Source organism: Pseudomonas sp. TH21, assembly GCF_016651025.1.
In the GTDB taxonomy this organism is placed as follows: domain Bacteria; phylum Pseudomonadota; class Gammaproteobacteria; order Pseudomonadales; family Pseudomonadaceae; genus Aquipseudomonas; species Aquipseudomonas aylmerensis.
Genome location: NZ_JAEKEQ010000001.1, coordinates 3813087 through 3833270, shown reverse-complemented (window position 1 = coordinate 3833270; position 20184 = coordinate 3813087). Strand labels below are relative to the sequence as shown.

Below are 20184 nucleotides of genomic sequence, written 5' to 3'. Positions count from 1 at the left end.
CCTCTGCTGCACAGATGCGTGCGATTTTCTTGCACGCCTTCAACTGCCAGGAGAGACACCGTGACTGATCACAAGACCGCCGACAAAACCCCTGAACCCATCAGCTCCGAACAGGCGCAGAAAGGTGCCGGCACCGCCGCCAAGGGCGAGACGCTGGAGCGCCCGAATCCCAAGACCGAAACCGTCGACAAGGTGCTCACGCCGACCTCGATCAAGGACACCGAGCGTCAGACCGATGCGATCAACGAGCAGGCCGCCAAGGCCGAGCGCAAGCTGGGCCACTGAACATGGCCAAGGCAATTTCCGCGTCGGAACTGGGGATTGATCTCAAGCCTGCGGATGACGCCAGCCTGTTCAAATGGTTTGTCGCCAGTTTCCTGATGGGCAAGCGCATCCAGGCGCCCATCGCGGCACAGGCCTATAAGGTGATCGTCGAAGAGCAGGGCCGCGACACGCCGCGCAAGTTGCAGCACTGCACATCGCGTGAGCTGGTCTCGATGCTCGGGCGTGCGCATTACGTGCGTTATGACGAGAGCACCGCGCAGCGCCTGCTCGACCTCAGTGCCAAGCTCAACGCCGAATACGCTGGCAAGATCACCCACATGCGCAGTGCCAGCAAAGACCGCCAGGCGTTCGAAAAACGCCTGGGGGAATTTGACGGCGTGGGGCCCAAGACCATTGAGATTTTCATGCGCGATGCGGCCGCGGTGCTGTTTTGACAGCAGCTCTGTATGTGGGGTGCGCCGGTTGGAGTTTGCCCCGTGAACAATGGTCTGCATTTGAGGGGGAAGGTACGCACCTTCAGCGTTATGCCTCGCGCCTGAAGGCAGTTGAAATCAACAGTTCGTTCTATCGTCCTCACTTGCCCAAGACTTACCAGCGTTGGGCACAGTCCGTGCCAGCCACCTTTCGTTTTTCGGTCAAGGTACCCAAGCGCATTACCCACGAACTGCGCTTGCAGCACTGCGAAACAGCACTGGATGAGTTTCTTCAGCAATGCCTGCAATTGGGTGAAACCTTGGGCTGCCTGCTAGTGCAACTGCCCCCTTCGCTGCGCTATGAGCCCACTGTCGCCGCGACGTTTTTTCGCGCCCTGCGACAACGCTATGAGGGCGTGGTGGTGCTGGAACCGCGTCATGCCAGCTGGCTTGAGGCTGAAGCATTGTTGCAGGACCTGCACATTGGGCGCGTGGCTGCAGATCCCCCGGTCATCGACACCGGTGAGGCACCGGGCGGTTGGCAGGGCGTGCGCTATTGGCGTCTGCATGGGTCGCCACGTATCTATCACAGCGCATATGGGCCGGAACGGCTCCGGGCCTATTTGCAGCAGTTGAGAGCCTCTGTCGAAGAGGGTATTTGCACCTGGTGCATCTTCGATAACACCGCCAGTGGTCATGCGCTGGCGGATGCACTGTACCTACTCGACCTCCACCTGCAGCACTTCCAGGCCTAACCGTTGGTACGCTTCGACGCTCGGCACGTGCCACTCGGTAATCAATGTGTGGATACGCTCACATGGCCCCACCACAAACGGCTCCACCGCACCGAGCTTGTCGGCCATGGTCACTGCCACCACGTGCGAGGCGCTGTCGAGGAGGGCTTGTTTGACCGCCACTTCATCAAAATGCAGCGAGCTGATACCCACCTGCGGATGCAGTGCGCATACGCCGGTGAACAGCAGGTCGGCCTTGACGCTCTGGATCAGGCGCACGGCGTCCTGGCCCGTGGTGGACAAGGTCGCCGGGTTGAGTTGGCCACCGGCCAGGATCACCTTCACTTCGGGATGATCGGCCAGCGCGATGGCGATCATCGGCGACGGCGTGACTACGGTCAGGCGGATCGAGCGCGGCAACGACTGGGCAATCTGCAGTGTGGTGGAGCCGGAATCGAACAACACGATCTGGCCGTCTTCCACCAGGTTGGCGGCCCGGTGGGCAAGGTGACGCTTGGCGTCGTTGGTCTCGCCGACCCGGGTGAAGAAGTCCTTGCCGGTGTCCTTGGGCCGGGGCAGGGCGCCGCCATGCACGCGTTGCAGAAGGCCAGCAGCCGCGAGTTCGCCGAGGTCGCGGCGGATGGTGTCCTGGGACACGGCGAAATGCTCTACCAGGTCGGCGGCGGTGACTTTGCCATCGCGCTCGAGCAGCAACAGGATCTTTTGTTTGCGCAACGAAGGCAGGTCAATGGCTTGATGAGTGGTGTGCATGGTTTTGCGCTTTTTTGCGGGTTTGTGCGAGATTAGTCTCCTGCCTATCTAAACGCAATGGCTGGTTGCGCAGCCGATGGGCGGTTACTCTCTGTGTTCAGTTCAGGGAGAGGTGACCTAGATGTCGTTGATTACAACCATCGAAGATTTACGCAAGCTGGCGCAAAAACGTGTCCCACGGATGTTCTACGATTACGCCGATTCCGGCTCCTGGACTGAGAGCACCTACCGGGCGAATGAAAGCGATTTCGCGCGGATCAAATTCCGCCAGCGGGTCGCGCGCAATATCGATGAGCGCTCGATCCGCGCCCGCATGATCGGCCAGGACATGGCCATGCCGGTCGCCCTCGCACCCACCGGCCTGGCCGGTATGCAGCATGCCGATGGCGAGATTCTCACCGCTCGCGCCGCCGCCGCGTTTGGCCTGCGCTACACCTTGTCGACCATGAGCATCTGCTCGCTGGAAGATATCGCCGAACACGTCGGCCAGCCATTCTGGTTCCAACTGTATGTGATGCGTGATCGCGCGTTTGTCGAGCAATTGATCGAGCGCGCCAAGGCCGCTGGCGTGGATGCGCTGGTGCTGACCCTCGACCTGCAGATCCTCGGCCAACGCCACAAGGATTTGATCAACGGACTGTCGGCGCCGCCCAAGCTGACCCTGCCGAATATCCTCAACATGGCGACCAAACCGCGCTGGGTAATGGGCATGCTCGGCACCCAGCGGCGCGGCTTCGGCAATATTGTCGGGCATGTGAAGGGCGTGGCGGACATGAGTTCGTTGTCGTCGTGGACCGCCCAGCAATTCGACCCGCGCCTGAGCTGGGACGATGTGGAGTGGATCAAGCAGTGCTGGGGCGGCAAGCTGATCATCAAGGGCATCCTCGATGTGGAGGATGCGCGCCTGGCGGCGAATTCCGGTGCCGATGCACTGGTGGTGAGCAATCACGGTGGCCGTCAGCTGGACGGTGCGCCGTCGAGCATCAGCCAGTTACCGGCGATTGTCGACGCGGTAGGCGAGCGCATCGAAGTGTGGCTCGACGGCGGCATTCGCTCCGGCCAGGACGTGCTCAAGGCGATGGCATTGGGCGCCAAGGGCACCATGATCGGTCGCCCGCACCTGTATGGCCTGGGCGCGATGGGCGAGGCGGGCGTGACCAAGGCACTCCAGATCATTGCGCGTGAGCTGGACGTGTCGATGGCGTTGTGCGGCTATAAAGATATACGCGATGTGAATCGCGAGATTTTGTTGCCCGGTACATTTCCCGAAAACGTTTACTGAGCAAAAAAATCGTAAAAAAATAAAAAGAGTTGTCCACGAAAACCGTGGGTATCTCTGTGGATAACTTTGCGAAGGCCCGGCAGGGTTGGTGATTTAACCCTCGGTTAATATTTGATCAACTTTCGACGCGGGCCAGTATGGGCAGGGTTTGCGCTTGACACGCAAGCGCGAACCCAGTGCCGAAAAGCGCTTTTATGAGTCGCCGTTGCGCGCTGTGGAGTGGGTGACAACCTGCGGCGGCATCTTCGCTTGCATCAGGCTGTCGAGTGCCTGGCCATAATTGCGACCGGCCAGGCTCATGCTGTTGTTGTGCGTGGCGCCGGGCACCAGCAACAGCCGTTTGGGTTCCTGGGCGGCTTCGAACAACTGCTGGCTGAAACGCGGCGGCACGTATTGATCGGCCAGCCCGTGGACCACCAGCAGGGGCATATGGATAGCGGCGATCTTGTCGATGGAATCGAACTTCTGCGACAGCAGCCAGCGTACCGGCAACGAGGTATTCGCCACCGCCGTGGCCACATCCGCCAGGGAGGTGAAGGTCGATTCAATTACCAACCCGCGCACCGGCAACGGCGTTTGCTTGCCCAGTTCGGCGGCCAGGTCGATGGCTACCGCGCCGCCCAGGGAATGTCCGTAGATCAGGCGTTTGCTGGGGTCCGGTTGCAGCACCTGGAAACGCTCCCACGCGATGCGGGCGTCTTCGTACACGGTGGTTTCCGATGGCAGCTCACCGTGGCTTTGGCCAAACCCGCGATAGTCGATGGCCAGCACCGAATAGCCGAGGGCGTGCAACTGCTCAATGCGAAACAGCTGCCCGGTCAGGTTCCAGCGTACGCCGTGCAGGTAGAGGATCGCCGGCGCGTCGGCCTTGGCCGCCGGGTACCACCAACCATGGATGTTCTGCCCGGACTTGAAACTGGCAGGCTTGAGTTCGAACTCCTGCACTGCCTTGGGCAAACCGCTGTACCAGCTGGCAGTCCCCGGCTCTATGCGAAACACCAGCTCGCGCTCCTTGTGTTGCAGCACGGCACACCCCACCGGCAGGCCGACGATCAGCAGCGCCATGCACAGCAGGGGAAACCAGCGCAGGCCCAGGCGAGACAGAAAACGAGAAGACATGAAGGTTCCAGGACAAAGGTGAAGCACGGGTTTTACCAGATGGCCCGCGCAGGCAGGAATTAATTCGACAGCCGTCCACGGCGATTGCTTGCAAAGTGTTACAGCATTGAATTACCCCTGCACCGGTTGTTAGGGTGGGCGGCTACACAGGAGAGCAAGCACATGGATTTCACAGGCAAAACCGCGATTGTCACCGGCGGCGCCCGCGGGTTGGGGCTCAGTTATGCACGGGCGCTGGCCTTGGGCGGGGCGCGGGTGGTGATCAGCGACATTGGTGCCGACCCGGTCGGCGCCGGCAACGACGTCACGGTGGTCGAGTCGGCGGCCAGGACCTTGCAGGCCGAAGGCTTGCAGGTGATCGGTCACGCGGGTGACCTGTCCACCGAAGAAGGCAGCCGGCAACTGATCGCCTCGGCCATCGAGGCGTTCGGGCAGCTCGATATCCTCATCCACAATGCCGGTTGGGTCGGTTACCAGAACATTGCCGACCTGGATGCCGCGTTCCTGCAGCGCGCCATGGACATCAACCTCTACGCGCCGCTGTGGCTGTGCAAGCACGCGTGGCCACACCTGCTGCGATCCGCCGCGCCGCGCATCATCCTCACCACGTCCGACCGCGCGATGTATGCGCAGTACGAGCAGACCGGCCTGGTGGCCTACAGCGCCGGCAAGATGGCGCAACTGGGGATCATGAACGCGTTGAGCCATGAGGGCGCCGAGGCCGGGATCCGCGTCAACGCGATTTCGCCGGTGGCCAAGACGCGCATGTGGGGTGTCACCGAGGAGCCTGGCGAACTCAAGCCGGAGTGGGTGACGCCGGGCGTGGTCTTCCTGGCCTCCGCGCAGTGCGAGGACACGGGCTACATCCTGCGCGCCAGCAATGGCCAATTCACTGCCACGCGCTTCACTGAAAACCCCGGCGTGGAGTACCCGCGCAATCTCGCCCGGATCAAGGCGGACAGCGCCGAAGCTGTCGCCGCCGCGTGGCCTCGCATCAAACAGGCGTGAACCCGATGACTCCCTTGAGCAAAGACCTGACCATGGACAACAGCCCCGTTCGCATCACGGCCGAAGAGACCCTTTCGGACAACTGGTACATCCTGAAGAAATACAGCTTCGACCTGCGCCGCCGTGATGGCAGTTGGCAGGCCCAGACCCGTGAGGTGTATGACCGGGGCAATGGCGCGACGATCCTGTTGTACAACCGCGAACAGCGCACGGTGCTGCTGATTCGCCAGTTCCGCATGCCAACGTTCGTCAACGATTACCCCGGCTACTTGATCGAGACGGCCGCCGGGCTGCTGGACAATGCCAGCCCCGAGGAGCGCATTCGACTGGAAGCGGAGGAAGAGACCGGCTACCGCGTGGGGCAGGTGGAGAAGGTCTATGCGGCGTTCATGAGTCCCGGGTCGGTGACTGAGCGGATTCACTTCTTTATCGGCGAATATCAGCCGGGTGACCGGATGGGGGATGGCGGCGGGCTGGAAGAAGAGGGCGAGGATATCGAAGTGTTGGAGCTGGGATTCGAACAGGCGCTGACGATGGTACAGGCCGGGGAGATTGTGGATGGGAAGACCATCCTGCTACTGCAGCACCTGGAGTTGCGGATGTTGAAAGAGGGTTGGTGAGACGGTGAGCTTTCCACTTCCTCAGTAACATGGCGGCCTTGGAGTTGTTCGGTGTTGTCTGTCGAACTCGGTTAAAACTGTGGGAGCGGGCTTGCTCGCGAAAGCGGTGGGTCAGTTGCTGGAGAGGGTGGCTGGTCTGGCGCCTTCGCGGGCAAGCCCGCTCCCACATTTGGGGTGTGTTTCAAGGTTGGAGCCGGGTTGTGCCGTCCGCTCAAATGCTTGTGCAGCACCCCGAATCCCAGCCCAAACAGCGATCAAAACTGTGGGAGCGGGCTTGCTCGCGAAAGCGGTGGGTCAGTCGCTGAAGAGGGTGGCTGGTCTAGCGCCTTCGCGAGCAAGCCCGCTCCCACATTTGGGGTGTATTCCAAGGTTAGAGCCGGGTTGTGTCGCCTGCTCAAATGCTTGTGCAGCCCCCCGAACCCCAGCCCGAACAGCGATCAAAACTGTGGGAGCGGGCTTGCTCGCGAAAGCGGTGGGTCAGTTGCTGGAGAGAGTGGCTGGTCTGGCGCCTTCGCGAGCAAGCCCGCTCCCACATTTGGGGTGTATTCCAAGGTTAGAGCCGGGTTGTGTCGCCTGCTCAAATGCCGGTGCAGCACCCCGAATCCCAGCCCAAACAGCGATCAAAACTGTGGGAGCGGGCTTGCTCGCGAAAGCGGTGGGTCAGTCGCTGGAGAGGGTGGCTGGTCTGGCGCCTTCGCGGGCAAGCCCGCTCCCACATTTGGGGTGTATTTCAAGGTTGGAGCCGGGTTGTGCCGTCCGCTCAAATGCTTGTGCAGCCCCCCGAATCCCAGTCCAAACAGCGATCAAAACTGTGGGAGCGGGCTTGCTCGCGAAAGCGGTGGGTCAGTTGCTGGAGAAGGTGGCTGGTCTGGCGCCTTCGCGAGCAAGCCCGCTCCCACATTTGGGGTGTATTTCAAGGTTGGAATCGGGTTGTGCCGCCTGCTCAAATGCCGGTGCAGCACCCCGAACTCCAGCCCGAACAGCAATCAAAACTGTGGGAGCGGGCTTGCTCGCGAAAGCGGTGGGTCAGTCGCTGGAGAGGGTGGCTGGTCTACCGCATTCGCGAGCAAGCCCGCTCCCACACTTGGGGTGTATTTCAAGGTTGGAGCCGGGTTGTGCCGTCCGCTCAAATGCTGGTGCAGCACCCCGAATCCCAGCCCGAACAGCAATCAAAACTGTGGGAGCGGGCTTGCTCGCGAAAGCGGTGGGTCAGTCGCTGCAGGGGGTGGCTAATCTGGCGCCTTCGCGAGCAAACCCACCTTCAGACTGGCGGCTATTGTCAGAAAATTCCCACAGGAGTACAAATGTACTCCATGACGACTCTCACTCCCCGCCGTACCGCCATCCTGACCTTTATCCGCGAGCGTATCGCGCAGCAAGGCCAGTCTCCGAGCCTCGCCGAGATCGCCGAGGCGTTTGGCTTCGCCTCTCGCAGCGTGGCGCGTAAACACGTGCTGGCCCTGACCGAAGCCGGCTTTATCGAGGTCAACCCCAACCAGGCCCGTGGTATTCGCCTGCTCAACCAACCGGCACGCCCCGAGTGGCTGGACATCCCGGTCCTCGGCCGAGTCGCCGCGGGCTCGCCCATCGGTGCCGATGCCGACGTGCACAGCCGCCTGCAACTCGACCCCGCCACCTTCGCGAAAACCCCGGACTATCTGTTGCGGGTGCAGGGCGACTCGATGATCGAGGATGGCATTCTCGACGGTGACCTAGTGGGCGTACGGCGCAGTGCCGAGGCCTTGAATGGGCAGATTGTGGTGGCGCGCCTGGACGGCGAAGTCACCATCAAGCGCTTCGAACGTCACGGCGAGCATGTGCGCTTGCTGCCGCGCAATCCTGCGTATCAACCTATCGTGGTCGGGCCCGATCAGGACCTGGCCATCGAAGGGGTGTTTTGCGGCCTGGTGAGGCAAGGCTGATGGGCGCCGTGGTTGCGTTGGATACGCTGTTCAATGGCGGCCGTGTCTGGAAGGGCCGACCTGCCGCGCCTCCGGCCAGCGTGCAGCCCACCGGGCTGGCGGCGTTGGATGCGGTGTTGCCGACAGGCGGCTGGCCGGAGTCGGCCTTGAGCGAAATCCTCATGGCCAAGGAAGGTGTGGGCGAGCTGCAGCTGGTGCTGCCGACCCTGGCGCGGCTGTCGGCGGCGGGCGAGCGCATTGTGCTGGTGGCGCCGCCCTACACGCCGTATCCGCATGCCTGGCAGAACGCCGGAGTGGATTTGCGTCAGCTCTCGGTGATCCAGGCCGAGGAGCGCGATGCCCTGTGGGCCGTGGAGCAATGCCTGCGCTCCGGCAGTTGCGGCGCGGTGCTGTGCTGGCCGCGCAAGGCCGATGATCGCGCGCTGCGCCGCTTGCAGGTGGCGGCGGAAACCGGGCAGACCCTGGCATTTGCCTGGCGTGCCTTGAGTGAGGCGGTCAACGCCTCGCCCGCCGCCTTGCGTCTGGTCGTCGAAGCCAGGCCGGCGCAGGTGCGGGTGCTCAAATGCCGGGGCGGCCTGGCCCACCCGGCACCGATTGCACTGGCGGGGCACTGAGGTTGCCATGCGCTGGGTGTGTATTGTCTTCCCGCAATTGGCGCTGGACGGGGTGCAGCGCCTGTATCCCGAACCGGATCAACCGCTGGCGCTGCTGGCCGGCACGCCGCAGCGTCGCGTGCTGCAGACCGTCAATGACGCTGCGCGCGCCTTGGGCCTGCGCCCCGGCCAATCCCTGACGGCCGCGCATGCGCTGGCCAAGACCTTCACTTGCGCCGAATACGACCCGGCTGAAATAGAACGTTGGCAACAGTTCCTCGCGGCCTGGGCCTACCGCTTCAGCTCCCAGGTCAGTGTGTATTACCCACGCGCCTTGCTGTTCGAAATCGAGTCGAGCCTGGGGCTGTTCGGGCCGTGGGCGCAGTTCGAGGCACGCTTGCGCACGGAGCTGACCGAGCTGGGTTTTCGCCACCGTATCGTCGCTGCGCCCAACCCGGCGGCGGCGCGGGTGCTGGCGAATATCTACGATGGCCTGGCCGTCAACGATGAGGGGTTGATGCAGGCCCTGGCGCCGCTGCCTATCGACCGCGCCGGCTTCGACCCTGCGGCGGCCACTGCCTTGTCGCGCATGGGCCTGCGCAGCCTGGCCCAGGTGCAGGCGCTGCCCCGGCATACCCTGGCGCGGCGCTTTGACGCCAGCCTGCTCAAGCACCTGGATGCGTTGAGCGGGCAGCGGCCCTTGGCGCTGGCGTTCTATCAGCCGCCGGACCAGTTCGATGTGCGCATCGAGTTGAATTTCGACGTGCAATCCCACCAGGCCTTGCTATTTCCATTGCGCCGCTTGACCGGCGACCTGTCCGCCTTCCTTTGCGGCCGCGACAGTGGCGTGCAGCGTTTCGACCTGCACCTGGAACATGCCCAGGCGCCCGACAGTGTGATCAAGGTCGGCCTGCTGAGTGCCGAGCGCGAGCCGGCGATGCTCTTCGAGCTGGCCCGCGGGCGCCTGGAGCAAGTGCAAGTGACGTCACCGGTGCGCGGTTTTCGCCTGGTGGCCCAGGATTTGCCGGTCTTCGTCCCGCAACGCCAGGACCTGTTCGACGACCGTCCGCAGCAGACTTTGCCGTGGGAGCAACTGCGCGAACGCTTGCGCGCGCGCCTGGGGGATGACGCGGTGCAAGGCCTGCGTTTTCACGCCGATCATCGCCCCGAGTGCGCCTGGCAAGCAGCGGCTGACAGTCGCGCATGCCCGACCTTGAGCAAGGTGCAACGCCCCGGTTGGCTGCTCAACGAACCGACGTTGCTGGCTGAGCAGGCGGTGCACATCCTGATGGGCCCGGAACGCATCGAGTCCGGCTGGTGGGATGGCGCCGATATTCGCCGCGACTACTACCTGATCCAGACCCGTGCCGGCCAGCAAGGCTGGGCCTATCGCACCGTGGGACAAAGCGATGGGTTGTGGCTGCAAGGCTGGTTCGCATGAGTTACGCCGAGCTGCATTGCCTGTCCAACTTCAGCTTCCAGCGCGGTGCTTCCAGTGCGCTGGAGTTGTTCGAGCGGGCCAAGCGCGAGGGCTACAGCGCCCTGGCGATTACCGACGAGTGCACCTTGTCGGGCATCGTGCGCGCCTGGCAGGCGGCCAAGGCGGTGGAGTTGCCGCTGATCATCGGCAGCGAGATGCGCATCGAGAACGGCCCGAAACTGGTGTTGCTGGTGGAGGACCTCAGCGGCTATCAGCACCTGTGCCGGCTGATTACCCTGGCGCGGCGCCGGGCCGAAAAGGGCCAGTACCGACTGCTGCTGGAAGACTTCGAACAACCGCTGCCCGGCCTGCTGGCGCTGTGGGTCGCCGACGACCACGACACCCAGGCCTCGGTCCAATGGCTGCGCCGCACCTTTGCCGAGCGCCTGTGGCTGGCGGTGCACCTGCACTGCGGCCAGGACGATGCACGCCACCTGGAGCAACGCCTGCAACTGGCTGCCAGCCTGCAGATCCCGGCAGTGGCCTGCGGCGATGTGCACATGCATGCGCGCGGTCGCCGCGCCCTGCAGGACACCATGACCGCCATCCGCCATCACGTGCCGGTGGCCGAAGCCGGCACGCGCCTGCACCCCAACGGCGAGCGGCATTTGCGCAGCCTCGATGCCCTGGTCGCGCTGTATCCGCCAGCGCTGCGCGACGAAACCCTGAACATCGCGCGCCGCTGCACCTTTGACTTGAGCCAGCTGCGCTATCACTACCCGCGCGAGCTGGTGCCCGAGGGCCATGACGCCAGGTCCTGGTTGCGCAGCGTGACCGAAGAAGGCATTGCCCAGCGCTGGCCGCACGGGGTGGACGCCAAGACCTTGCAGCAGATCAATCACGAGCTGCAATTGATCAGCGACCTGGGCTACGAAAGTTACTTCCTCACGGTGCACGACATCGTGCGCTTCGCCCGCAGCCGTTCGATCCTGTGCCAGGGCCGAGGCTCGGCGGCCAACTCGGCGGTGTGTTTTGCCCTGGGCATCACCGAGATCGACCCGAGCCTGACCGACATGCTGTTCGAGCGTTTCCTGTCCAAGGAGCGCAACGAGCCGCCGGACATCGACGTCGACTTCGAACACGAACGCCGCGAAGAAGTGCTGCAGTACGTGTTCCAGCGCTACGGTCGCACCCGCGCGGCGCTGACGGCGGTGGTCAGCAGTTACCACGCGGCCGGCGCGGTGCGCGATGTGGCCAAGGCCCTGGGCTTGCCGCCGGACCAGATCAACGCCCTGGCCGAATGCTGCGGGCGCTGGAGCGATGATGCACCGCCACTGGAGCGCCTGCGCGAAGGTGGTTTCGACCCGCACAGCCCGATCCTGCGCCGCGTGCTCACCCTCACGCAGCAATTGATCGGCTTCCCCCGGCACTTGTCCCAGCACCCTGGCGGCTTCGTGATTTCCGAGTACCCGCTGGACACCCTGGTACCCGTGGAAAACGCCGCCATGGCCGAGCGCACCATCATCCAGTGGGACAAGGACGACCTCGACGCCGTCGGCCTGCTCAAGGTGGATATCCTGGCGCTGGGCATGCTCAGCGCGATCCGCCGCTGTTTCGATCTGCTGCGCCGTCATCGCAATCGCGACCTGGCCCTGGCGACGATCCCCAAGGAAGACCCGGCCACCTACGCGATGATCAGCAAGGCCGACACCATCGGCGTGTTCCAGATCGAGTCGCGGGCGCAGATGTCGATGTTGCCAAGGCTCAAGCCAAAGACCTTTTATGACCTGGTGATCGAAGTCGCGATTGTGCGGCCGGGGCCGATCCAGGGCGGTATGGTGCACCCGTACCTGCGGCGGCGGAACAAGGAAGAGCCGGAAACCTACCCGTCGCCGCAGCTCGAAGCGGTGCTCAAACGCACCCTGGGCATCCCGCTGTTCCAGGAGCAGGTGATGCAGATTGCCATGGTCGCCGCCGACTACGGCCCCGGCGAGGCCGACCAGCTGCGCCGCTCGATGGCCGCCTGGAAACGCCACGGCGGCCTGGAACCGCATCAGCAGCGCCTGCGTACCGGCATGCTCAAGAATGGCTACAGCGAGGCGTTTGCCGCGCAGATTTTCGAGCAGATCAAGGGCTTTGGCAGCTATGGCTTTCCCGAGTCCCATGCGGCCAGTTTTGCCTTGCTGACCTACGCCAGTTGCTGGCTCAAATGCCATGAGCCGGCGGCCTTCGCCTGCGCGCTGATCAACAGCTGGCCGATGGGTTTCTACAGCCCGGACCAGATCCTGCAGGACGCGCGACGCCATCGCTTGCAGGTCCGTGCGGTGGACGTGCAGGCCAGTGACTGGGATTGCAGCCTGGAGCCGAGCGACGGCGAACAGCCGGCGATTCGCCTGGGCTTGCGCATGATCTCGGGGTTTCGCGAAGAGGATGCGCGGCGCATCGAGGCGGCGCGCCAGCGTCGGGCCTTCAGTGACATCGCCGACCTGGACGAACGCGCCGGGCTGGATCCCCGCGCCCAGGCCTTGCTGGCGGATTCCGGGGCCTTGCGCGCCCTGGCCGGCAACCGGCACAAGGCGCGCTGGGACGTGGCCGGGGTGCATAAACAGTTGGGGTTGTTCGCCGGTTTGCCGAGCCCCGACGAGGCGCAGGTGGAGCTGCCTGCACCCACGGTGGGTGAGGACCTGCACGCCGATTACGCCACCGTCGGCACGACTCTCGGCCCGCATCCCTTGGCGCTGCTGCGCGCGGAGCTGCGCAGACGACGCTGTCGCAGCTCGCAGGAATTGCTTGCGGTGGAGCATGGGCGCAACGTCAGCATCGCCGGGCTGGTCACCGGTCGCCAGCGTCCTGGCACCGCCAGCGGCGTCACGTTCGTCACCCTGGAAGATGAGTTCGGCAACCTCAATGTGGTGGTCTGGCGCGACCTGGCCGAGCGTCAGCGCCAGGCCCTGGTCGGCTCGCGGCTGCTCAAGGTGGACGGGCGCTGGGAAGCGGTGGGCGAGGTCCGGCACCTGATTGCCGGGCGCCTGACCGACCTGACGCCGCTGCTGGAGGGGATCACGGTGCGGAGTCGGGATTTTCACTGAGGGGAGTTGCCGCCGCCGCTGCGGATACGTTATATGCAATGAAACGTTTCACGGCTGCCGGGCTCCAAGGTTTTATCACGGCTATCGCCCCACCCATTCACCCATCCGTTCGCCAAGAGCCCACCATGCAGTTTTTATCCAATACCCACGGTTGTGAAGGTTGGGGCGGTGAAATGGCCCAGCGGATCCGCGCCTTCGACTGGTCTTCGACCGAGCTTGGGCCGATTGAGAAATGGCCCTGCAGCCTGAGCAGTAGCGTGCAGATGCTGCTGGCCTCGCCCATGCCGATGGTGATGCTGTGGGGGCAGGCGGGCTACATGATTTACAACGACAGCTATTCGGTGTTTGCCGGCGGTCGGCATCCCTACCTGCTGGGCACGGCGGTGGAGCTGGGCTGGCCTGAGGTCGCCGATTTCAACCGGCATGTGCTGGATACGTGCCTGGCGGGCGGCACCTTGTCCTACCGCAATTTTCCGTTGGAGTTGCTGCGTAACGGCGTGCCGGAAGAGGTCTGGATGGACCTGACCTACAGCCCCATCGCCGATGACCACCAGCAACCTGCCGGGGTCTTGGTGATCGTGAACGAGACCACCGAGCACGTGAAATCCGAACGAGTGCGCCAGGAACTCACGCATAACCTGGAGCAACGCGTCGCCGCCGAAGTGCAGGCGCGTTCCGCCGCCGAAGAGCAACTGCGCCAAGCGCAAAAGCTCGAGGCCATCGGCGGGCTGACCGGCGGCGTCGCCCACGACTTCAACAACCTTTTGCAAGTGATCGCCGGCAACCTGCACCTGCTGGCCCGTCATGAGCCGGACAATCCCCAGGTACAGCGCCGCGTCACGGCGGCTATTGCGGCGGTGGAGCGGGGCGCCAAGCTGTCCTCGCAACTGCTCGCCTTCGCGCGGCGCCAACCGTTGTCGCCGGCGGTGTACAACCCGCAGCGCATCTACGCAGGCCTGGGCGAGCTGCTGCAGCGCGCGCTGGGCGAGACCATCCATATCGACGTGCAATTGCCCCAGGATTCCTGGTGCATCAACGTCGACCGCAACCAGTTGGAAAACGCGCTGCTCAACCTGGCGATCAATGCCCGTGATGCCATGCAGGGCGAGGGCGTGATTCGCATCACCGGCGAAAATATCATTCTCAACCCTGCCGAGTGCGTGGGTAAAAGCATCAAGCCGGGCGAGTATGTGCGCCTGGCGGTCACGGATATCGGCGTGGGCATGCCGCCGGCGATCTTGGCGCGGGTGTTCGAACCGTTCTTCACCACCAAGCGCAGTGGCCACGGCACCGGCCTTGGCTTGAGCATGGTGTTCGGTTTCGTGCGCCAGAGCGGCGGGCATGTCGACGTGTGGAGCGAAGAGGGCAAGGGCACCGTGGTGCAGATGTATTTCCCGCGCAACCTGGGTGAAGAGAGCCAGGACACCCACGCCGAACCGGTGCTGCCGGCCAACGGGCATGAGACGGTGCTGGTGGTCGAAGACAACGAAGACGTGCGCGTGACGGTCGTCGAGCTGCTCGAGCAGGCGGGCTACACCGTGCTCACCGCCGAAGACGGCGACCAGGCGATGCACATGCTGCAGTCGGGCGTGCTGCCCGATCTGATCTTCACCGATGTCGTGATGCCCGGCCGGGTCAAGAGCACCGACCTGGCCAACTGGGCGCGCGCCCAGGAGCCACCGATCGCGGTGCTGTTCACCTCCGGGCACACCCGCGACATTCTTTCCGGGAATCACCTGCTGAGCCCCGACATTCATCTGCTGAGCAAGCCCTACAGCCCCGAAGCCCTGGCGCAACGGGTGCGCAGCGTGCTCACCGCTCGATAAGGTTGACCATGACTTCACAGCGTGACATCCCCGCCCTCACTGCCCAGCGACCAGGCTTCGTCCGGGTGCGCGGCGCCCGCGAACACAACCTGCAGAACGTCGATGTGGACATCCCGCGCGATGCCTTGGTGGTGTTCACCGGCGTGTCCGGCTCGGGCAAGTCGTCGCTGGCGTTTTCCACGGTGTATGCCGAGGCCCAGCGGCGTTATTTCGAATCGGTGGCGCCGTATGCGCGGCGCCTGATCGATCAGGTCGGCGTGCCGGATGTGGACTCCATCGAAGGCCTGCCTCCGGCCGTGGCCCTGCAACAGCAGCGCGGCACGCCGAGCGCGCGGTCCTCGGTGGGCAGCGTCACGACCTTGTCGAGCCTGATCCGCATGCTGTACTCGCGCGCCGGCAGCTACCCGGCGGGCCAGGCGATGCTGTATGCCGAGGATTTCTCACCGAATCTGCCGCAGGGCGCGTGCCCGCAATGCCATGGCCTGGGCCGGGTGTACGAGGTAACCGAGGCGCTGATGGTGCCGGACCCTTCGTTGACCATCCGCCAACGCGCCGTGGCGTCGTGGCCGCTGGCGTGGCAGGGCCAGAACCTGCGCGACATCCTGGTGACCCTCGGCTATGACGTCGACATTCCATGGCGCGACCTGCCGAAAAAGCAGCGCGACTGGATCCTCTTTACCGAAGAAACCCCGACCGTGCCGGTGTACGCCGGCTTCACCCCACAGCAGACCCGCGAGGCGTTGAAACGCAAACTGGAGCCGAGTTACCAGGGCACGTTCAGTGGCGCGCGGCGCTATATCCTGCACACTTTCACCCACACCCAAAGCGCGCTGATGAAAAAACGCGTGTCGCAATTCATGCAGGGCAGCGCCTGCCCGCTGTGCGAGGGCAAGCGCCTGACCAAGGCCGCGCTGTCGGTGAAGTTTGCCGGGCTGGATATCGGTGAATTGTCGCAACGTTCGCTGACCCAACTGGCCGAAGTGCTGCGCCCGGTAGCGGCGGGGCAGGACACGATGAAGCTGTCGGTGGAAAAGCGCCTGGCCGCCCAGCGCATTGCCCAGGATTTGCTCGAACGCGTGAGCACGTTGACCGACTTGGGGCTGGGTTACCTGTCCCTGGAGCGCAGCACGCCGACGTTGTCGTCCGGCGAGTTGCAGCGCCTGCGCCTGGCCACGCAACTGGGCTCGCAGTTGTTCGGTGTGATCTATGTGCTGGACGAGCCCTCGGCGGGCTTGCACCCGGCGGATAGCGAAGCACTGTTCACTGCGCTGGATCGCTTGAAGGCGGCGGGCAATTCGCTGTTTGTGGTGGAACACGACCTGGAAACCATGCGCCGCGCCGACTGGCTCATCGACGTCGGCCCGGCGGCCGGCGAGCATGGCGGACACGTACTGTACAGCGGGCCACCGGCGGGTTTGGCCAAGGTCGAGGCCTCGCAGACCCGTGACTACCTGTTCGCCGCACGGCGCCCGTCGAGCGCAGCGCAACGTCAGCCCAGCGGCTGGTTGCAGCTGGAAGGCGTGACGCGCAATAACCTCAAGGACCTGGCGGTGGAGTTTCCGTTGGGCTGCTTCACGGCGGTGACGGGCATCTCCGGCTCGGGCAAATCCAGCCTGGTCAGCCAGGCGTTGCTGGAGCTGGTAAGTGGCGGCCTCGGCAGCCGGGTGGAAACCGACGAGGAACCCAGCCTGGAAGACGATGCACCGCAAACCAGCGGCGGGCGCATCAGTGCCGGGCTGGAGCAGATTCGCCGCCTGGTGCAGGTCGACCAGAAACCTATCGGCCGCACGCCGCGTTCCAACCTGGCGACCTACACCGGATTGTTCGACCACGTGCGCAAACTGTTCGCGGCCACCCCGGCGGCGAAGAAACGCCATTACGATGCCGGGCAGTTCTCTTTCAATGTCGCCAAGGGCCGTTGCCCGAACTGCGAAGGCGAGGGTTTTGTCAGCGTTGAATTGCTGTTCATGCCCAGCGTGTATGCGCCATGCCCGACCTGCCACGGCGCGCGCTACAACCCCGAGACCCTGGCGATCCAATGGCAAGGCCTGAGCATCGCCCAGGTGCTGGGGCTCACGGTAGAGCAGGCGGTAGAAGTGTTTGCCGAGGAGCCTGGCGTACTGCGCTCATTGCAAGTACTGCGCGATATCGGCCTGGGCTACCTGCGCCTGGGCCAGCCGGCGACCGAGCTGTCGGGGGGTGAAGCGCAGCGCATCAAGCTTGCCACCGAGCTGCAGCGCAATGCGCGCGGCGCCACGTTATATGTGCTGGATGAGCCGACAACCGGCTTGCACCCACGGGATGTCGACCGCCTGCTCAGCCAGTTGAACCATCTGGTGGACGCGGGGCATACGGTGGTCGTGGTGGAGCATGAAATGCGCGTGGTGGCCCAGAGTGACTGGGTGATTGATATCGGGCCCGGGGCCGGGGATTTGGGCGGCAAGGTGGTTGCCAGCGGCACGCCGCAGAAGGTCGCGAAAAGCAAGAAAAGCCGCACCGCCGCCTTCCTCGCCAAGGAGCTCTGACCCCCTGAAGGCGCCCGGCAAGCCGGGCGCCTTCCGTGTCAGGCTTGCTGGATCTGTTGCTTGGCCTGCTTCACCACGTTCTCCACGGTAAAGCCGAACTTCTCCTGCAGCTTCGCCAACGGCGCCGACGCGCCGAAGCTGTTCATCACCACCTTGGCGCCGGTCTGGCCGACGTAGCGGTCCCAGCCCAGCGGGCCTGCCTGTTCGACCACCACGCGTGCTTTCACGGCGGGCGGCAATACACTGTCGCGGTAGGCCTGGTCCTGCTCTTCAAACAGTTCCCAGCTCGGCATCGAGACCACTTGCGCGGCGATGCCCTCAGCCTTGAGCTGCTCATAGGCCGCCACCGCCAGGCTGACTTCGCTGCCCGTCGCCAACAGCAGCACTTTAGGCTGCTCAGCCCCGGCCAGCACATACGCGCCCTTGGCCGCTCCGGATGCGGGCGCGTACTTTGACCGATCCAGCGTCGGCAGCGGCTGGCGCGACAACACCACGCAGCTCGGACGATGGGTTTGTGCCAGGGCGACTTTCCACAGTTCGAGGGTTTCATTTGCATCGCCTGGACGCAGGGTGAGCAACCCCGGTGTGGCGCGCAGTTGGGTCAAATGCTCGATTGGCTGGTGCGTCGGCCCATCCTCGCCGACGCCAATCGAGTCGTGGGTGAACACGAACACCACCGGTAGCTCCATGATCGCCGCCAGGCGGATCGGCGGTTTCATGTAGTCGCTGAACACCAGGAACGTCGAGGTGTACGGCCGCAGGTAAGACAGCGCCATGCCATTGGCAATCGCGCCCATCGCATGTTCGCGAATGCCGAAATGCAGGTTGCGCCCGCTGTAGTCGTCGGCGCTGAAACGTCCGGCACCGTCGAAGGTGAGGTTGGTCTTGGTCGAGGGCGACAAGTCCGCCGAACCGCCGAGCAACCACGGAATCTGCTGGGCAAACGCGTTCAGCACTTCGCCACCGGCGGCGCGGCTGGCCACTCCCTTGGCGTCGGTGTCGAAGCTGGGCAAGCCGTCCTGCCAATGCTCGGGCATTTCACCGGCGCGCATGCGCTGCAGTTCATCGGCCAGCTCCGGTTCATATTGCTCCAGGTGCGTCAGGTGCTGCTTCCAGGCGTCATACAGTGGCCGGCTGCGCTCCAGCAGCGCATCACGCAGCACTGTGCGCGCTTCATCGGGCACCAGGAAACTGGAATCCTGCGGCCAGCCGTACGCGGCCTTGGTCAGGCGGATTTCCTCGTCGCCCAACGGCTCGCCATGCGCGGCGGCAGTGTTGTGCTTGTGGGGCGAGCCGTAGCCGATCACGCTGTCGACCACGATCAGGGTCGGTGCGCCGGTGTTGGCCTTGAAGGTCTCCAGGGCGGTGCTCAGGGCCTGCAAGTCATTTGCGTCGGTCACGTGCAAGGTGTGCCAGCCATAGGCCTGGAAGCGCTTGATCACGTCTTCGCTGAAGGCTAGTTCGGTATGGCCTTCGATGCTGATGGTGTTGTTGTCGTAGATCCAGCACAGGTTATCCAGCTTCAAGTGCCCGGCCATCGAGGCGGCTTCGCTGCTGATGCCTTCCATCATGTCGCCGTCACCGCACAGGGTGTAGACGTTGTAATCGAACAGCACCTTGCCATCGCGGTTGAAGCGTTGACCCAGCCAGCGTTCGGCCATGGCCATGCCGACACTGTTGGCGCAGCCCTGGCCGAGGGGGCCGGTGGTGGTTTCCACGCCGGTGGTCATGCGGTATTCGGGATGGCCCGGGGTCTTGGAACTCATTTGCCGGAACTGCTTGATGTCGTCCAGGCTGATCGCCGGTTGCCCCGAGCGCTTGCCATGCGCATCGATCTCGACCACGCCGGCCAGGTGCAACAGCGAGTACAGCAGCATCGACGCATGCCCTACCGACAGCACGAAGCGGTCACGGTTGGGCCAGTCGGGATGGTCCGGGTGGTAGCGCAGGAAGCGGCTCCACAACGTATAGCCCACCGGCGCCAGGCCCATGGGCGTCCCCGGATGGCCGGAATTGGCCTTCTGCACAGCGTCCATGGCCAGGGTGCGAATAGTATTGATGCATTGGGTGTCGACAGCAGTGGCAGCGTGAGTCATGAAACCGGTCTCCCTCAGGGTGCGATCTACAGTGGAGGGCAGGGCACGGCAAAGGTTTGATCGCATCGCCGGCGTTGCGACGAACGGGGATGGTTTGACCCCGGACATGACAAGACCCCTTGGAATGGGCTAGCTTCAAGGCTGTAGCCATTGATCAACTTGCGGAGGTACGCCATGCCAGTGAAACACGACCTATACCAGGACTTGGGTTTTACCAAGGAAGTCGTTCACGAACGCAGGGCCAGCGACAAACGCCTGGACTCGCTGTTCAGTCAATACGACGCAGCCGACGCCGCGGTGCTGAAGGCGGAGTCTGCCAGTGCCAGCGATGAGGACGTGGAGAAGCTGAAGAAGAAACGCTTGTTGGTCAAAGATGAGATCGTGGGGCGGCTGGGATAAGCCGTGCGCTTGCAACGAAACGGTAATTTTTGTTCAGAATTGTCTGAGGGACATCTTCCACTTCGCTGCTTATGATGCCGAC

Annotated in this window: 16 protein-coding genes; 13 read left to right on the top strand and 3 right to left on the bottom strand. The window is 63.9% G+C overall.

The genetic code is table 11. The features are described from left to right. Positions 1-60: 60 nt before the first annotated feature. Genes JFU04_RS16740 through JFU04_RS16730 form a run of 3 tightly spaced genes read left to right on the top strand, consistent with a single transcriptional unit; the run spans position 61 to position 1453 of the window. Positions 61-285 carry a hypothetical protein gene (locus JFU04_RS16740; protein WP_201145013.1) on the top strand — a complete coding sequence of 75 codons (225 nt, stop codon included), beginning with the start codon at positions 61-63 and terminating at the stop codon, positions 283-285. A 2-nt stretch (positions 286-287) separates the two neighbouring features. Continuing rightward, complete coding sequence (locus JFU04_RS16735; RefSeq protein WP_106803554.1) at positions 288-719, top strand: DNA methylase; 432 nt, start codon at positions 288-290, stop codon at positions 717-719. Next, the gene (locus tag JFU04_RS16730) at positions 716-1453 is read left to right on the top strand and encodes a DUF72 domain-containing protein (protein WP_242485912.1); all 738 of its coding nucleotides are present in this window, start codon (positions 716-718) and stop codon (positions 1451-1453) included. The genes JFU04_RS16735 and JFU04_RS16730 overlap by 4 nt, the downstream gene beginning before the upstream one ends. Here the strand turns inward: JFU04_RS16730 and JFU04_RS16725 are convergent. After that, a complete protein-coding gene (locus JFU04_RS16725; protein ID WP_065907687.1) occupies positions 1418-2203 on the bottom strand; it encodes a DeoR/GlpR family DNA-binding transcription regulator in 786 nt (261 codons plus the stop codon). The genes JFU04_RS16730 and JFU04_RS16725 overlap by 36 nt on opposite strands. 121 nt (positions 2204-2324) lie before the next feature. On the opposite strand from JFU04_RS16725, the gene JFU04_RS16720 reads away from it, so the two are divergent. Continuing rightward, positions 2325-3485, top strand: a complete 1161-nt coding sequence (locus JFU04_RS16720) for an alpha-hydroxy acid oxidase (protein WP_201145009.1) — start codon at positions 2325-2327, stop codon at positions 3483-3485. Between the two features lie 192 nt (positions 3486-3677). Here JFU04_RS16720 and JFU04_RS16715 read toward each other — a convergent pair whose 3' ends face one another. Further along, a complete protein-coding gene (locus JFU04_RS16715) occupies positions 3678-4604 on the bottom strand; it encodes an alpha/beta hydrolase (RefSeq protein ID WP_065907690.1) in 927 nt (308 codons plus the stop codon). A 162-nt stretch (positions 4605-4766) separates the two neighbouring features. On the opposite strand from JFU04_RS16715, the gene JFU04_RS16710 reads away from it, so the two are divergent. From JFU04_RS16710 to uvrA, 8 genes are all read left to right on the top strand, one after another. Then, complete coding sequence (locus JFU04_RS16710; protein WP_201145007.1) at positions 4767-5612, top strand: SDR family NAD(P)-dependent oxidoreductase; 846 nt, start codon at positions 4767-4769, stop codon at positions 5610-5612. 32 nt (positions 5613-5644) lie between these two features. Further along, positions 5645-6232: an NUDIX domain-containing protein gene (locus JFU04_RS16705; RefSeq protein ID WP_065907769.1), complete on the top strand. Its 588-nt coding sequence runs from the start codon at positions 5645-5647 to the stop codon at positions 6230-6232. Positions 6233-7536: 1304 nt separating this feature from the next. After that, positions 7537-8154, top strand: coding sequence for a transcriptional repressor LexA (lexA, locus tag JFU04_RS16700; protein WP_201145005.1), 618 nt, complete (start codon positions 7537-7539; stop codon positions 8152-8154). Continuing rightward, positions 8154-8768, top strand: a complete 615-nt coding sequence (imuA, locus tag JFU04_RS16695) for a translesion DNA synthesis-associated protein ImuA (protein ID WP_065907693.1) — start codon at positions 8154-8156, stop codon at positions 8766-8768. Before lexA ends, imuA begins: the two co-directional genes overlap by 1 nt. 7 nt (positions 8769-8775) lie before the next feature. After that, on the top strand, positions 8776-10188 hold the full coding sequence (locus JFU04_RS16690; RefSeq protein ID WP_065907694.1) for a Y-family DNA polymerase: 1413 nt from the start codon (positions 8776-8778) through the stop codon (positions 10186-10188). Beyond that, complete coding sequence (locus JFU04_RS16685) at positions 10164-13256, top strand: error-prone DNA polymerase (RefSeq protein ID WP_201145003.1); 3093 nt, start codon at positions 10164-10166, stop codon at positions 13254-13256. Before JFU04_RS16690 ends, JFU04_RS16685 begins: the two co-directional genes overlap by 25 nt. Before the next feature lie 125 nt (positions 13257-13381). Next, entirely contained in the window at positions 13382-15082 is a 1701-nt protein-coding gene (locus JFU04_RS16680) for an ATP-binding protein (RefSeq protein ID WP_201145001.1), read from the top strand. Positions 15083-15090: 8 nt separating this feature from the next. After that, the gene (gene uvrA, locus JFU04_RS16675) at positions 15091-17607 is read left to right on the top strand and encodes an excinuclease ABC subunit UvrA (protein WP_201144999.1); all 2517 of its coding nucleotides are present in this window, start codon (positions 15091-15093) and stop codon (positions 17605-17607) included. A gap of 38 nt (positions 17608-17645) precedes the next feature. On the opposite strand, the gene tkt is transcribed toward uvrA, so the two are convergent. Beyond that, positions 17646-19703 (bottom strand): transketolase, encoded by a 2058-nt coding sequence (gene tkt / locus JFU04_RS16670; RefSeq protein ID WP_201144997.1) that lies wholly within the window; start codon positions 19701-19703, stop codon positions 17646-17648. A 174-nt stretch (positions 19704-19877) separates the two neighbouring features. Here tkt and JFU04_RS16665 point away from each other — a divergent pair, with 174 nt between their 5' ends. Beyond that, on the top strand, positions 19878-20102 hold the full coding sequence (locus JFU04_RS16665; protein WP_065907703.1) for a DUF465 domain-containing protein: 225 nt from the start codon (positions 19878-19880) through the stop codon (positions 20100-20102). Positions 20103-20184 lie beyond the last annotated feature (82 nt).

Bases quoted from the DNA above. Each gene is read 5' to 3' on its own strand.
- JFU04_RS16735 (WP_106803554.1), top strand. From the start codon at position 288: ATGGCCAAGGCAATTTCCGCGTCGGAACTGGGGATTGATCTCAAGCCT.
- JFU04_RS16725 (WP_065907687.1), bottom strand. From the start codon at position 2,203: ATGCACACCACTCATCAAGCCATTGACCTGCCTTCGTTGCGCAAACAA.
- JFU04_RS16720 (WP_201145009.1), top strand. From the start codon at position 2,325: ATGTCGTTGATTACAACCATCGAAGATTTACGCAAGCTGGCGCAAAAA.
- JFU04_RS16715 (WP_065907690.1), bottom strand. From the start codon at position 4,604: ATGTCTTCTCGTTTTCTGTCTCGCCTGGGCCTGCGCTGGTTTCCCCTG.
- JFU04_RS16710 (WP_201145007.1), top strand. From the start codon at position 4,767: ATGGATTTCACAGGCAAAACCGCGATTGTCACCGGCGGCGCCCGCGGG.
- JFU04_RS16705 (WP_065907769.1), top strand. From the start codon at position 5,645: ATGGACAACAGCCCCGTTCGCATCACGGCCGAAGAGACCCTTTCGGAC.
- lexA (WP_201145005.1), top strand. From the start codon at position 7,537: ATGTACTCCATGACGACTCTCACTCCCCGCCGTACCGCCATCCTGACC.
- imuA (WP_065907693.1), top strand. From the start codon at position 8,154: ATGGGCGCCGTGGTTGCGTTGGATACGCTGTTCAATGGCGGCCGTGTC.
- JFU04_RS16690 (WP_065907694.1), top strand. From the start codon at position 8,776: ATGCGCTGGGTGTGTATTGTCTTCCCGCAATTGGCGCTGGACGGGGTG.
- JFU04_RS16680 (WP_201145001.1), top strand. From the start codon at position 13,382: ATGCAGTTTTTATCCAATACCCACGGTTGTGAAGGTTGGGGCGGTGAA.
- uvrA (WP_201144999.1), top strand. From the start codon at position 15,091: ATGACTTCACAGCGTGACATCCCCGCCCTCACTGCCCAGCGACCAGGC.
- tkt (WP_201144997.1), bottom strand. From the start codon at position 19,703: ATGACTCACGCTGCCACTGCTGTCGACACCCAATGCATCAATACTATT.
- JFU04_RS16665 (WP_065907703.1), top strand. From the start codon at position 19,878: ATGCCAGTGAAACACGACCTATACCAGGACTTGGGTTTTACCAAGGAA.